Genomic DNA, 14,289 nt, shown 5'->3' on the forward strand with positions numbered 1-14,289 from the left:
CACAGCTCGTCGGGAATCCGCCAGCCCCGGTGAGCCTTCCCTCGTGCAGACACTTCACCCCCGGTCGCCAGTCGGAGGGTCACGGCTTGTCAATCATTAACACCCTGGGCGGTTTTCGGATAGGCTCTTAATACAACCCCACGTGGAATTCGGTGATTTCCTCACCGGCTCAAGCCATCGGACACACGATGCGTGCCGCGCCATACCCGACCGCGTCGTCACACCCCGCGGCCCAGGATTCTCTGCTTCTGCTGCTCCGTGAAGCGCAGCAGCCGCCCCATGTACTCCATGCGGCCGTAGTCGCGGCCGATGTGCTCGATCGTGTCGAAGCCGTCGTGCTCGCCGAGCATCTCGGCGAGGCGCGGCGAGTTGCGGTGGAGTAACTGCTCGTCGACGCGCCTCGGTTCGAGGCTGCGCAGAATTCCGCGGTTGAAGTGCCAATGCAGCGTGACGCGATCGCCGGGCTCCGTTCGATCTCCCTGCCAGTGCCAGAGCCCGTTCGTGAAGAACACGACCGAGCCTTTCGGCATCTCGATCGGGATACCGGGCGGGTGCTCCTCGCCGGCTCGCGGCGCGCGGCGCATGCGATGCGAGCCCGGAATCACCCACGTCGGACCCGACTCGACGCGCCAGTCCTCGAGCGCCCACACGCCCACCCCCGTGCACGCCCAATCGGGGTACGGCTCCGGTACGAGCGCGTAGTCGGTGTGCAACGGGATCGCGGTCTTGCCCGCGCTCTTCTTGATCGCGCTCAGCGAGCCAATCACCGCGCCGCGCCCGAGCGAGGCGTCGATCAGCGTGAGCAAGAGCGGATGCTGCGCGAGCAACTCGAACGCGCGGCCATGGTAGAGCATCCACTGCAGCTGAATCCCGGTCGGCCCTAATTGCTGGCTGCGCTCGCCGTGCGTGAGCAGAGCGCGCAGCGTCTCGGCCCGCACTTCGTCCGCAAACGCGGGTGAGATCGCGCGCTCGAGCACGGTGTACCCGCGCTCCTCTACCTCGCGCACTCTGTTCGCGATTCCTTGGCGCTCGGCGCGGTGCGCGAGGTCGGGGTTCTCGTGCGTTCGCCGCGCGAGGTGGTCGTGCAGCTGCGCGAGCACCTCGCTCACGGCTTCGCTCGGCGCAGCGCCGCGCGCGCGCACCGCATCGGCGCCGAACATGTGCGCCACCTCGCGCAGCTGCGCCTCCGCCGCGCCGGGCGCCCGCAATCCCACGAACTGCGCGAAGGTGAGCGCGGCTTGGTAGCCGCCCTCCACGACGAGATCCGCGCGCTCATCGAAGTCGCGGGTCACTTCGAGCCGCGCGCCATCCCAGCGCGCGCTCCACTGCGCAACGTCATGCGCAAGCTTCAGGTGCGGCGGCGCGTGCGTGAAGCGCTCGCTCAGCGTGAACGGCGCGAGGCGGTCGCGGCGCGCGGTCACCTCGCGCGCGAGAAAGCCGCGCGCTTCCTCGAGCCACGCGTCCGCGAGAAACTCGAAGTGGCCCGGAAGAGTGATCATGCGCGCCTCCTCGCATCGCGCGAAGGCTACGCCAGCGCGCTGCTCGCGAGCCGCGCCTCGCTTCGAGTCAGCGCGCGCTCAGTCCGCCGTCCACGCGTAGTTCACCTGGATGCCCCACGTTCGCGGCGGGCCGAAGTTCGAGATGGTGCTGCCCGTCGTCGCGTTCGGCGCGTGCACCGTGACGTAGTCCTTGTCGCCGATGTTCTCGACGTAGGCCTGGAAGCTGAGCCCGGGCATCAGCGAGTCCGGCGCGGTCCAGATCGCGCGCAGGTTGCCGAGCGAGTAGGCCTTCTGGCGCGCGAAGAAGCTCTCGAACACGTCGTGGTAGTGCGTGTCGGTGTACGCGTACTCGCCGCGCAGCGTGAAATCACCCGCGCCGCCGAGCTCGAGGTCGTACTGCGCGGCGAGGCCGATCTTCCACTTCGGGGCGCGCGGCAGGTCGTTGCCTTGCGCGTTCTGGCAGAGATCCCCTGGAGCCGCCGGTGGCGGGCACTGGATCGTGCCGAGCTGCGTGTTCATCGGGTCGTCCACGATGAAGCGCTTGTACCGAGCTGTTAGGTACTACACGGTGAGATCGAGTCGCAGCGGCTCGACGGGCGCCCAGGTCCCCTCGAATTCGACGCCGTACGTCTCGGCGTCCGCGGCGTTGCGGATGATCGAGGCGTTGTTGATGAACTGGCGCGCCTGGTAGTCGGTGTAGTCGTTGTAGAACGCCGCGACGTTGAGCCGCAGCGTGTTGTCGAGCCAACTCGACTTGAAGCCGATCTCGTACGCGTTCACGAACTCGGGGTCGTAGGTGTTGCCGCACAGGCCGACGTTGTATCCGCCGGACTTGAAGCCGCGCGAGAACGAGCCGTACAGCAGCGCGTCTTCGCTCACGTCGTAGTCGACACCGATCTTCCCCGTCGGCTCGCTCCACTCCTCGAGCGACTCGAGGTTGCGGCAGCCGGGCGCGCCGAGATTCAGCACCTGCGAGTGCAGGATGTCCTTGTCGTCCTTCGACCAGCGGAACCCGAGTGTGAGCCGCAACGCTTCGGTGAAGTGCACGGTCTCCTGCGTGAAGATCGCCCAGCTCGTGAGCTGCTGATCGAGGGAGAACTCGAGGAAGGGAACGGGGCTTGCGGTTCCGTCGAGCTTCGTCCCGAACAAGGCGAGACAGTTCGACGGTGTCGCCGTCGTCGGACCGGTCGGCGTGGGCGCGCAGAATCCGAGGCCCGGCGCGCCAGAGAACAGCCACTCGAACGTGATCTGTAGATCCGGCAGCGTGTACCGATACTCCTCCGCGATGTCGGACTCGTACCAGAAGAAGCCGGCGATCCAGTCGAGGCGATCGTCGAAGAGCGAGCCCGACGCGGTCAGCTCCTGTTGCCACTCGTTGTTGAACTGCTCGTAGTCGCCTTCGAGCAAGCGAATCGGCACGCCGTCGTTGTTGCCGGGATTCAGATCTTGGTCGAGGTCGAGGTAGCCGGAGACCCACTTCAGCTGCACGGCGTCGCTCACGTCCCAGGTCACGGTCGCGTTGATGTCCCAGCTGTCGCGCGTGTACTCCTGATCGCGGTCGTAGGCGACGTTGCGCGGGTCGGGCTTCGTGAACGGGACCGGCGTCGCAATGCCCGGCAGTGGCGGCAGCACGCCGCCGGGGTCCGTTGCGCTGATGAACAGCGGGAACGCGGGGTAGTCGAACGTCTTCACGAACGGCGGCCCGCCGTAGTCGCTGCTGATCCAGTTGAAGCGCAGCGCGACGTCCAGTGTTTCCGTCGGCGTGAGCACCGCGGCGAGCTTCGCCTGCTTCGCCTTGCCGTCGTCCTCCTCGTTCCCCGTGAGCGAGTTGTCCGTGTACCCGTCGCGCGCGTCGTAGGCGAAGGCGCCGCGCACGCCGAGCACGCCGTCGATCAGCGGCAGATCCACGGCGCCGAACACGCGGCGGCGGTCGTAGGCGCCGTAGAGCGCTTGGCCCTGGAACGCGAGCTCCTCGCCGGGCAACTTCGTGAGCACGTTCAGCGCGCCCCCGGTGGTGTTACGGCCGTAGAGCGTGCCCTGCGGACCGCGCAGCACTTCGATGCGCTCGACGTCGAAGAACAGGCCCGCGGATGAAGTCAGGCCGCCGCGGTAGACGCCGTCTTGGTAGAGGCCGACGCCGGGCTCCGCGTCGATCGTCGAGGTGTCGACCCCGATGCCGCGCATCGTGATCTGCGCCATGTCGGCGATTTCGCCGTAGACCAGCGCGGGCGTCACGAACTGAACGTCGTTGAAGTCCTCGAGCCCCTGCTGCTCGATCGCGTCGCTCGTGATCGCGGTGACCGCGATCGGCGTGTCCTGCAGATTGCTCTCGCGCTTCTCCGCGGTGATCGTGATTTCCTCGATCCCGCCGCGCTCGGCCTCGGCTGGCGCATCCTGCGCCAAGGCGGGCCACGCAATCCCAACGAGCAAGCAGACGACGAGCACTCGGCGCATCTCGGACCTCCGTGGATTCCCGAGTCTGTTCCGGGATTGCGCAGGAATCAACTCAAACCACTGCGCAAGCTGAAAGCCCAGACCGGACCATGCGCCAGCCCGCGCTGCTGCGGCACCCTCGCACGCGGAGCGGAGGACGCGCCCATGGCTTACGAGATCAAGCGTTTCCCTTACGACGGCACGATCGACGCGGACGGCCACATCCTCGAGCCGCCGGATCTCTGGGAGAGCTACCTCGAGGCGAAGTACGAGCCGCGCGCCCTGCGCATCCGGCTCGATGCCGACGGCTTCGAGTACCTCGAGATCGACGGCCAGCCCTCGAAGCGCTCGCGGCGCGGATCGCTCGGCTTGTTAGGGGCGATGGGCGAGGAGGACATGACGCCGCGCGCCGATCGCCGCTACGCCGAAAACTTCCCGTATGGCGCCTCAGACACGAAGCAGCGCGTGGACCTGCTCGAACGCGAGAACCTCGACCGCACGCTGCTCTATCCCACGCTCGGCTTGTTATGGGAGTGCGAGCTCACCGACCCGGAGCTGAGCCTCGCCTACTGCCGCGCCTACAACCGCTGGATCGCCGACCTGTGCCGCGACTCCGGCGGCCGCATGATCCCGATCGCGATGCTGACGCTGCTCGATCCCGCGGGCTCGGCGGCCGAGCTCGAGCGCGCGGTGAAGGACGGCTGCAAGGGCGCGTGGGTGAATCCGTTCAACCACCTGCGCGTGCCCCACGGCGACCCGCGCCACGACGTGCTCTTCCGCAGCGTCGCCGCCTGCAACGTGCCGTTCGCGATCCATCCCACCTTCACGCCGCTCGAGAGCGCGCCCGCGAACTTCGACTGGCCCGGCCACTCGCGCGGCATCGGCGACTTGATCCGCCTGCGCGGACTCATGCAGGAGGCGCTGTTCTCGTTCTTCATCCTCGGCACGTTCGAGCGCTTCCCCACGCTCAGAGTCGGCGTGCTCGAAGCCGGCTCGGGCTGGATCGGCGCGATCCTCGATCGCATCGAGGCGATGACGCGCGCGATGGCTCGCGCTCGCGCCGGCTCGCGCCCGACCGCGAGCGAGCTCTTCCGCAAGCACTGCTTCATCTCCGGCGATCCCGACGAAACCGCCGCGCCGCTGATCTTCGACCACGTCGGCGCCGACTGCTTCATGTGGGCGACCGACTACCCGCACCCCGATCACCCCCACACCTGGGTGCCGGATCTCGAGAATCTCGTCGCGGGCCTCTCGCCGGAGACGCGGAAAAAGGTGTTGGGCGACAACGTGCGTCGCGTGTACGGGTTGGATTGAGTGTCGGCTCGGGTTCCCAGCGCCCGGCTGTCCCAAGACTTGCTCGGTGCAGTTGACGACGACCGCAGGCTCGATGTGCGCCGCAAGCCGCGAGCGCCCAAGCAGGCACGTGCTCGATGCGTAACGCGGCGCGCAGCGAGCCGCAGTCCGCGGAGGCGAGCGAAGCACATGGAAAACCCGAGCCTCCTCGCATCCGCTACACGGCTACGCGGTTGCGGCCCTCAATGACCCGTACGCGCTACTGGACGATGCTGCCGCCGTCGCGGAGCGCGGCGAAGTACGCGCAGCTCGCGCGCGAGGCGGAGGCGCGCGGCATCGAGGGCGTGTTCTCCATTCAGCTCGCGAGCAATCCCTGGGCGCCGCTCGGCGCGGTGGCCGCGAGCACGAGCACGCTGCGGCTCGGCACCGGCATCGCGCTCGCGTTCACGCGCTCGCCGTTCGAGACGGCGCTCGCAGCGCTCGACTTCGATGCGCTGAGCGAGGGGCGCTTCACGCTCGGGCTCGGCACGAGCGTCGAGTCCGTGCACCGCGAGCACTACGGCAGTGAATATGCGCAGCCGGTCGCGCGCATGGCCGAGACGGTGCGCATCATCAAGCTCGTCGTCTCTGGCGAGGCGCGAAAGCACGGCCGCTTCGACGGCAAGTTCTTCCAGCTCGACTTCTCGCGCCTCGCGCTCGCGAAGCCGCTGCGCCCGAACCTGCCGGTGTGGGTCGCCGCGCTGCGCGAGCCGCTCGTGCGCGTCGCCGGCGCGCACGCCGACGGGCTGATCGGCCATCCCTCGTGGTCCGTGCGCTGGGCGCGCGAGCAGGTGTTAGGGCCGTACGCCGCAGCGCTGCGCGCGTCGGGCCGCGAGCGCAAGCAGGTCGAGATCAACCTCTGGCAAGTCGTCGCGCCAAACCCCGACGCCAAGGAGTCCGTGCGCGACGCGAAGGCGCACGTCGCGCTCTACGGCTCGATCGCGCAGTACCAGCCCTACTTCGCCGCGCACGGCTTCGGCGACGTCGCGCGCGCCCTCGCCACGGGCGCCGCGGCCGGGCGCCGCGACCTGACAGAGCTCGTGCCCGACGAGATGGCGCGCAGCTTCGTCGTGTGCGGCACGCCGGGCGAGGTCGCGAAGCAGCTCGAGCCGCTGCGCGACGTCTCGGACTCGCTGTGCCTGCAGCCGCCGCCCGTCGCGGGCGACTCGCGCAGAGCCTACGAGCAGCGCATCGCGGAGACGTTCTACGCGTGACCGCGGAGGTGCGCCTCAAGCTCGCCCAAGCTCGCTCGGGGGATCGGAAGCGGGTGCACATGATCGGGTACTGGTGGGCGGGACCCAGTCTGCCCTTCCCCCATCCTCGTATCTCCAGGATTCAACGTGGGACATCGCAGATCGCGAGCGCATCTGCGCGTATCTCGAATCGGATTGGCGAGTCTTCGAGTCTTGGTGCGGTCTGTCTTGGTGTCGATTCGGATGTGATGGCGGACGATCCTCTCCGCGGATGGGCTCGCGCGAGTACTTCGATGGCGAGTGGGCGTGGCCGGAAGGGCTCGTTCACTATGTGCGCGACCACGCCGTGCGACTTCCTGCGGAGTTCCTCGAGCGCGCCCGCAGCCGGCGTGGCAGCGAGCAACGGGAGCCCGCTTGCGACAACCCTCTGGAGGGTCTGTCTGCCGGGATACAGCCCAGCTTCGACTACTGGCTCGACTGGTCGAGTCGCCAGCCCCGCGCGGTTCGAGACAAGCTGGACCGCAGGATCAGGCGGCGCGAGAGACGCAAGGCGATGTTGGAACCGCTCGAGCTGAAGCCGCTGCGATTCTGGTGGCGCACAAAGAGGACCGAGTGGAAGACAGGCCGCTCCTCCGAGAAATGCGCGTGGTTCGACTGCGAGCGGCGTGCGCTCTCTGGGCTCGCCTATTGTGCTCGCTGCATCGAGTCGCACAGAACGCGCTGAAGCGCACCTCTGCACCCACTCAATAGGCCCGCGGCAACCCCAGCACGTGCTCCGAGATGAAGTTGCGGATCATCTCGTTGGAGATCGGCGCGATGCGCGAGAGGCGAGCTTCCCGCCAGTAGCGCTCCACGTGAAACTCGCGCGCGTAGCCGAAGCCGCCGAACGTCTGCAGCGCCACGTCGCACGCGCGGAACGCCGCCTCGCTCGCGCGCAGCTTGGCCATGTTCGCGAGCGGGCCCGCCGGCTGCTTCGAATCGTATGCCCATGCGGCCTTCTGCCATAACAAGTCGGCGGCTTCGAGCTCGGAGAGACAGTCCGCGAGCGGGTGCGCGATCGCTTGGTTCTGCCCGATCGGACGCTCGAACACGACGCGCCCCTTCGCGTAGCGCGTCGCCACCTCGAGCGCGCGGCGCCCGATGCCCGCGGCTTCGGCGGCGATCACGATGCGCTCGGGGTTGAGCCCGTCGAGCAGGCAGTAGAAGCCGCGCCCGACCTCGCCGACCACGTCCGCCGCCGAGACGGGCAGGTTCTCGATGTAGACCTCGTTCGAGTTCACCGCGTTGCGCCCGAGCTTCGGGATCGGTCGAATCTCGACGTGCCTCGGATCGAGGTCCGCGAGAAACAGCGTCATCCCGTCGAGCGGCCGCTTGCACTCCTCGCGCGGCGTCGTGCGCGCCAATAACAAGATCTTCTGCGCCTGCTGCGCCTTCGAGTTCCACACCTTCTTGCCCGTGACGACGAAGCCATCGCCCGCGCGCCGCGCGAACGTGCGAATGCGGCTCGTGTCCGTACCCGCGTCGTCCTCCGTCACGCCGAACGAGACGTGCAGCTTCCCCGTCGCGGTCGGCGGCAGCACGCGCCGCTTCAGCTCCTCGCTCCCGTGATGAATCACGGGCCCCATCCCGAAGATCGACAGGTGCAGCGCCGACGCCGCGTTCTGCGCCCCCGCACTCGCGCCCACCGTGTTGAGCAGCACCGCCGCGTGCAGCACGCCCAGTCCGGCGCCGCCGTACACCTCGGGCACGAGCACGCCGATCCAGCCGTTGTCGGCGAACGCGTTGTAGAAGTCCCAAGGAAACTCGTGCCCCTCGTCGCGCGCGCTCCAGTACTCGTCATCGAACCGGTTACTCAACCGCTTCGCCTCACTGCGAATCGACTCGAGCTCCGCCCCCAGCGTGAAGTCCATCGCTCACTCCATTCAGCCGCGCAGCGTACGCCGACTCCACCCCCGACTCCGATTCCGATTCCAACTCCAACTCCGACTCCGACTCCGACTCCGAAAGCGAAATCAGGGCGCCTCGATGGCGCCCTGATTTCGTTCTCCCCTTTCCCACGACGCATCGCCCGCACCAGCACGAGCGGCCGGCGCGGGCCGCAGCGGGGGTCGCGGAGCGAGTGCCCAGGCGCGAGGCGCGCTCACACCTGGGTGCATCGCGAAACAGCGCGATCGGCGCACAGCAACCACCTGACGCGCCCGCGCGGCCGAGCGCAGCCGAGCCCCCGCGGAGGCCCGCGCCGGCTGCGCTGCAACGAACGAGCGCGCCACGACCTCAGCACAAGCGCGAGTCTTCGACGCGCGCCCGCTCACCTCCCCAACTCCAACTCCAACTCCGAAAGCGAGCACGAGCAGCCGGCGCGGGCCGCAGCGGGGGTCGCGGAGCGAGTGCCCGGGCGCGGGCGCGCTGACACTCGGATGCATCGCACCAAACAGCGCGATCGGCGCACAGCCACCATTTGACGCGCCCGCGCGGCCGAGCGCAGCCGAGCCCCCGCGGAGGCCCGCGCCGGCTGCGCTGCAACGAACGAGCGCGCCGCGAACTCAGCAAAAGCGAGTCTTCGACGCGCGCGACACCACGCGTTCACTTCCGCTGAGTCATCTCCGCAAGATCCGTGTTCGGCCGCGCCGAAGCCGTCCACCCCCCGTCCACCACCACCGTCGTCCCCGTAACAAACGACGAGTCATCACTCGCGAGCCACAGCGCCGCATGCGCGATGTCCCGCGGCAATCCCGCCCGCGCGATCGGCTGCACCCGCTTCAGTTGCTCCTCCACCACTGCGGGTGTGAGCGGCTCGGGCAGCGCCGGGTTCGCCCACAACAACGGCGTCAGCACACCGCCGGGGCAAATCGCGTTCGCGCGAATCCCGTGCTCCGCGTACTCGATCGCCGCGACGCGCGTCAACTGCACCACACCGCCCTTCGCCGCGCCGTACGCGCCCTGATACTTCATCCCGAGATGCGCCGAGACCGACGCCGTGCTCACGATCGAGCCCCCGCCCGCCTTCATGAGGTGTGGCACCGCGTGCTTGATGCCGAGCCACACCGCCTTCAGGTCGACCGCGACGATGCGATCGAACACCTCCTCGGACGTCTCGTGAATCAGTCCCTCGCTGCCCCCGATACCCGCGTTGTTGAACATCACGTCGAGGCGCCCGAACGCCTCCACGGCTCCGTCGACGAGGCGTTTCACGTCGGCGCTTCGGCTCACGTCCGTACGCAGAGCGATCGCGCGATCTCCCAACGACTTCGCGACCGCCTGCGCCTGCTCGCCCTGCACGTCGCCGATCGCGACGCGCGCGCCCTCCGCTACGAACAGACGCGCCGACGCCTCGCCCATGCCCGACGCGCCGCCCGTGATCACCGCGACCTTGCCGTCTAGACGCCCCATGCTCGATCTCCTCTCGTGAGCGAGTTTGCGTAGCGCATTGGCGCTTTCAAAGCGCGTTCTTGAATCCCAGCCGCACTTCGTGTTAGTTCCGGGCAGCGGAGGAGAACCGCGTGACGGAGCAAGAGCGCCGCAATCTCGAAGCCGTGAAGCGCTGGGAGGCGACCTACAACGACGACGTGGAGAAGATGGTCGACGACGTGTACGCCGCCGACTGCGAGGTGGTGGACATGCAGCGTGGCGTCACGCTGCGCGGGCGCGATCAGCTGCGCGCACTCGAACGGCGCATCTCCGCCGCGATGCCGGGCCGGAAGCTGCGCGTCGTGAAGGCAGTCGCGAGCGGCGACACCGTGGCGCTCGAATGCGAGGGCATCTTCCCGACCGGCACGTTTCCGGCGTGCGTGTTCCTCGTGTTCGACGAGCGCGGCCAAGTGAAACAAGACCACACCTACTCTCCCGATCCCTCGGGCGTGACCACGCGAGTGCGCGACGAACAGAAACGCTGAGGCGGGCGTGGAGCGCATCGCAGTCGTCGGCGCCGGCATGGGCGGCCTCGCATGCGCGCTCGCGCTCGGACGGCGCGACTTCGAGGTCACACTCTACGAGCGCGACGCCGCGCACGGCGAAGGCTTCTCCGGGGCCAGCGAGATCGCGGAGCGGCGGCGCGGCGTGCCGCACGCGGTGCATCCCCACTTCTTCATGGGGCGCCTGCGCGAGCTGCTGCGCGCGCACCATCCCGCGCTTCTCGCGCGCCTCGCAGAAGCGGGCGCTGGCGACGGCCGCTTCGAAGATGCGCTGCACGCGATCGCGCGCAGTCATTACGGCGCGCGCGCCGAGGACGCGGCGCTCACCTCGATCGCCGCGCGGCGCACCACGCTCGAGCGCGTGCTGCGCGAGTACGTGCGAGAGCGCGGCCTCGCGCGCATCGCGAGCGGCGCCGAGGTGCGGGCGCTGTGGTTCGAAGAGAGCGAGCCGCCTCGCGTGCGCGGACTACGCCTCGCGAGTGAAGACGTCGAAGCCGACATCGTCGTCGACGCCTCGGGCCGCACCGGCACGCTCGCGCGAGCGCTCGGCGATCGCGTCGCGGAGGAGCAGCACGACGCGGGCATCGTGTACTTCACGCGCCACTACCGGCTCGCGCCGGGCCGCGAGTTCCCGACGACACACGGCATCCCCGGACTGATCTTTCCGGACTTCATCGTGGGCGCGCTGCCTGCGGATCACGGCTTCTTCACCGTGACTTATCAGGTGTATCGCGACGACCCGGAGATGATCGCGGTAGTCCGCGACGCGGAGCGATTCCACGCGCTCGCGATGAAGCTGCCGGCGATCTCGCGTTGGGTGAATCCCGAACGAGCGCTTCCAGCGAGCGACGTGTTCGGCTTCGGCCAGATGGACGCGTTCTGGCGCAGCCCCGTGGTGCGCGGCGAGCCGCGCGTCCTCGGGCTCCACTTCGCTGGGGACGCCGCGGTGCGCTCGAACCCGAAGTACGGCCGCGGCTGCACGTGGTCGCTTCTGAGCGCGGAGCTGTTGGGCGACGCGCTCGTCGCCGCGACTTCTCCGCGCGCTCGCGCGCTTCACTACGCCGCCGCGCTGGAGCGCGAGTTCCGCGCCGACTGGCGCACGATGCTTGCAATGGACCGCGCCGCGCGCGCGCGCTTCGAGACGTCGGCGGGGCTGCGCTCGCGCACGCTCGCGGATCGCGCCAGCGATGCGTTCGCCGACCTCGTCGACGAAGCGCAGGTCTCCGACGGCGACTTCTTCCGCGAGATCTGGCGGGGCTATCACGGCTTCGCGCGCATGGACGCCTGGATGCGCAGCCCGGGCGCTTGGCTGCGCGTCGGGCGCCATGCGGCGCTGCGGCCTTCGCGGCGCGCGGCGCTCGCCGAGCGGCGGGTGAGGCCTTCGCGCGCGCAGATCCTGGCCTCGTCGCAAGCGGAAGCCATCGCCGCTACCTAATTGCCCCCTTTTCATCGAGCCGCCCACACATGACGGAAACCCCGCGCGTCGACGAGCTCGATCAGGCGGTCATCTCGCGCCTGAAGCGCAACGCCTCGGCGACGAATCGCGCGCTCGCCGAAGCGCTGGGCGTGACCGAGCAGACGATCGCCGCCCGCATTCGGCGCCTCGAGCAGGCGAACTTGTTACGGGTGGTCGGCGTGATCGACGCGAAGGCCGCCGGTTACGGCTTGTTCGTGATCGTCGGCATCCAGGTCGCCGGCCGCAAACCCGCCGAAGTCGCCGCTGAAGTTGCGCGCTTTTCCAATGTCACCGGCATCAACGCGTGCCTCGGCGGCTTCGAGCTGATGGCGAGCCTCTACGCGCGCGACGAGCACGATCTCTTCTCATTGCTCGAAGAGCGCATCGGAGCCGTGCGCGGCGTCGAGGAGCTCGAATCCTTCCTCGTGCTCGAGCGCGTCCACCACCGCATGGACTGGGCGAAGCTCGACCGCTTCTCCGACCGCGCGCTGCCGGATCACGTGAGTGAAGGAATCGACGCGCTCGACCGTGGGATCCTCGAGCTCCTCCAAGTCGACGCGCGCACGAGCCTGCGCGAGATCGGCCGCCGCGTCGGGCGCTCCGAGGGCACGATTCGCTCGCGGCTGCGGCGGTTCGAAGAGAGCGGGATCTGCCGAATTCAAGCGGTCTCCGACGTGACGATCGGCCCGGGCGGCGCCGCCGCGTGGATCGCGATCAAGGCGCGGCGCGGCCACGTGCGGCGCGTGGCCGAGGAGATCGCGCGCGCGCCGGAGGCGGGCTTCGTGGGCGTGACGCTCGGGCGCTTCGATGTGATCGCGCTCGTGAGTGCGCCCTCTCGCGAGCAGCTCTCGAAGCTGATGTTCGAGCGAATCGCCCTGCTGCCCGGCGTGCAGCGCATCGAAGCCTGGGAATCGCTGCAGGTGCACAAGCACGACTTCCGGATCGTGGACCTTTCGGTCGCGAGCGGAGGCCCGCGCCGGCCGCGCTTGCGGAAGCGGCGGGAGAGCGGGAGGCGTTAGAGCGCGCCCTAGAACGGGCGGCGTAAGCGAGTCACGAGCGGAGACTCCGCGGAGCTCTCCGTGCGAATCTCGAGCGCGTCGTCGGCCGCGCGCGGCGTGAGCACGAACTTCAGCGCGACCTCGACGCTCGCGCCGTCGGGAGGCTGCGCCGACACCGACTCGGCGGCGCGAAACAACAGCTCCTCCAGCAGCGCGCGTCCCCACTGATCGAGCGCGACTTCGCGCACGGACTCGCTCGCCATCCCCGGCTCCTTCACGCCACGCCCTTCACGTCGAACGCCTCGAGATCCGCGATCGCCGCCGTCATGCGCGCGATCATCTCGCGCGACATCTCGGGCGGCTGCATGTCCGGCATGGTCGGCGGATGACAGAGCGTCGGCGTCCACATCAGCAGCGCCGCGAACGTGAGCGCGCGGTAGCGGTCCCACGCCGAGTCGAAGTCGATGCGCGGAGCCCCGTGCTCGCGCAGGCGCTCGAGGTAGCGCCGTAACAACTCGCGCTCCCAGGCGCGGCGGTCCGCGATCGCGAGCGTCGTCGTCAGCGCGTAGGACACGTCCCGCGCCCAGTGGCCTTTGCACACGAGCGCCCAGTCGCAGAGACCCATGCGGCCGTCGCTCGTCACGTACCAGTTACCGAGGTGGACGTCCGAGTGGAGCAGCGTGCGCGGCTCGCGCTCGTGCAACGCGAGCGAACGCACCGCCGCGGGCCAGATCTCGCTCTTGCGCGCGAGCACGGCGGGCGGGATCACGTCGGCCGCCTCGATCATCGCGAGGTCGTGGCCCTCGCGGATGCCGTTCTTCTCGCCCGTGCGAAAGAACGCCTCGTAGGTCGTCAGCCAGCGCAGGTCCGCGTCGAAGCGCCCGCTTCCGTAATGGCTGCCATGCAGCGCCGCGAGCGTGTCGACGATCTGCTGGGCCTGCGCACGCGAGATGCTCGTGTCGCGCCGGCAAAACCTGGCGCCGCGCATCGCGGCGAGGTCCTCGAAGAGATGGATCGAGCGCGCCGAGGCGCGGTCGTAAGCGCTGTGCACGAGCAGCGGCGCCTCGATCGCGAGCTCACCGCGTAGCTCGCGAAAGAAGCGACCCTCGCCCGCGGCGGCCATGCCCGACGAGAGGCGCGTCAGCAGCGTCGGCGTCGTCTTCGCGAACAGGCGCGTCGCGAGACCTGCAGCCACGCCGGCTTCGTTCCAGCGCACGTGCACCTCGCGCCGCACGCTCGAGCCCGCGTGCCCGCCCTGCGCGCGCACTTCGAGTGCACGCGCGCCGGGAACGCGCGCCGCCATCACCGCGGTGATCCACTCCGGCGTAATCGCCTCCGCGCACCACGGCACTTCGCTCGCAAGGCGCGCTGGCGGGCGCAGGAGCGCGTCCCACACGACGTGCGCGGCCACCCGAGCGCGCGTGCGCAGCGTGCCGATCTCGTGCGCGCCGCCGAGGGGTCTCAAGG

Annotated in this window: 12 protein-coding genes; 5 read left to right on the forward strand and 7 right to left on the reverse strand. The window is 69.1% G+C overall.

What is annotated here, in order from left to right; translation table 11 throughout:
- Positions 1-218: 218 nt before the first annotated feature.
- The 3 genes from FJ091_20110 to FJ091_20120 all read right to left on the reverse strand — a co-directional run bounded on the left by FJ091_20110 (position 219) and on the right by FJ091_20120 (position 3,953).
- Positions 219-1,499, reverse strand: coding sequence for a phytanoyl-CoA dioxygenase family protein (locus FJ091_20110; GenBank protein ID MBM4385658.1), 1,281 nt, complete (start codon positions 1,497-1,499; stop codon positions 219-221).
- 78 nt (positions 1,500-1,577) lie between these two features.
- A complete protein-coding gene (locus tag FJ091_20115) occupies positions 1,578-2,030 on the reverse strand; it encodes a TonB-dependent receptor (GenBank protein MBM4385659.1) in 453 nt (150 codons plus the stop codon).
- Positions 2,031-2,060: 30 nt separating this feature from the next.
- On the reverse strand, positions 2,061-3,953 hold the full coding sequence (locus FJ091_20120) for a TonB-dependent receptor (GenBank protein MBM4385660.1): 1,893 nt from the start codon (positions 3,951-3,953) through the stop codon (positions 2,061-2,063).
- Between the two features lie 144 nt (positions 3,954-4,097).
- On the opposite strand from FJ091_20120, the gene FJ091_20125 reads away from it, so the two are divergent.
- Both FJ091_20125 and FJ091_20130 read left to right on the forward strand, forming a co-directional pair.
- Positions 4,098-5,246 (forward strand): amidohydrolase, encoded by a 1,149-nt coding sequence (locus FJ091_20125; protein MBM4385661.1) that lies wholly within the window; start codon positions 4,098-4,100, stop codon positions 5,244-5,246.
- A 224-nt stretch (positions 5,247-5,470) separates the two neighbouring features.
- Complete coding sequence (locus FJ091_20130; GenBank protein MBM4385662.1) at positions 5,471-6,478, forward strand: LLM class flavin-dependent oxidoreductase; 1,008 nt, start codon at positions 5,471-5,473, stop codon at positions 6,476-6,478.
- Positions 6,479-7,200: 722 nt separating this feature from the next.
- Here FJ091_20130 and FJ091_20135 read toward each other — a convergent pair.
- Positions 7,201-8,367, reverse strand: coding sequence for an acyl-CoA/acyl-ACP dehydrogenase (locus tag FJ091_20135; GenBank protein MBM4385663.1), 1,167 nt, complete (start codon positions 8,365-8,367; stop codon positions 7,201-7,203).
- Positions 8,368-9,040: 673 nt separating this feature from the next.
- Complete coding sequence (locus tag FJ091_20140; GenBank protein ID MBM4385664.1) at positions 9,041-9,847, reverse strand: SDR family oxidoreductase; 807 nt, start codon at positions 9,845-9,847, stop codon at positions 9,041-9,043.
- Positions 9,848-9,957: 110 nt separating this feature from the next.
- On the opposite strand from FJ091_20140, the gene FJ091_20145 reads away from it, so the two are divergent.
- The 3 genes from FJ091_20145 to FJ091_20155 are packed head-to-tail and all read left to right on the forward strand — an operon-like array spanning position 9,958 to position 12,843.
- Positions 9,958-10,350, forward strand: a complete 393-nt coding sequence (locus FJ091_20145; protein ID MBM4385665.1) for a nuclear transport factor 2 family protein — start codon at positions 9,958-9,960, stop codon at positions 10,348-10,350.
- 7 nt (positions 10,351-10,357) lie between these two features.
- Positions 10,358-11,803: an FAD-dependent monooxygenase gene (locus tag FJ091_20150; GenBank protein ID MBM4385666.1), complete on the forward strand. Its 1,446-nt coding sequence runs from the start codon at positions 10,358-10,360 to the stop codon at positions 11,801-11,803.
- 29 nt (positions 11,804-11,832) lie between these two features.
- The gene (locus FJ091_20155) at positions 11,833-12,843 is read left to right on the forward strand and encodes an Lrp/AsnC family transcriptional regulator (protein ID MBM4385667.1); all 1,011 of its coding nucleotides are present in this window, start codon (positions 11,833-11,835) and stop codon (positions 12,841-12,843) included.
- An 8-nt stretch (positions 12,844-12,851) separates the two neighbouring features.
- Here FJ091_20155 and FJ091_20160 read toward each other — a convergent pair whose 3' ends face one another.
- On the reverse strand, positions 12,852-13,085 hold the full coding sequence (locus tag FJ091_20160; GenBank protein ID MBM4385668.1) for a hypothetical protein: 234 nt from the start codon (positions 13,083-13,085) through the stop codon (positions 12,852-12,854).
- An 11-nt stretch (positions 13,086-13,096) separates the two neighbouring features.
- Entirely contained in the window at positions 13,097-14,287 is a 1,191-nt protein-coding gene (locus FJ091_20165) for a phosphotransferase (protein ID MBM4385669.1), read from the reverse strand.
- Positions 14,288-14,289 lie beyond the last annotated feature (2 nt).

The sequence above is a fragment of the Deltaproteobacteria bacterium genome (genome assembly GCA_016875395.1).
Lineage (GTDB): Bacteria > Myxococcota_A > UBA9160 > UBA9160 > UBA6930 > VGRF01.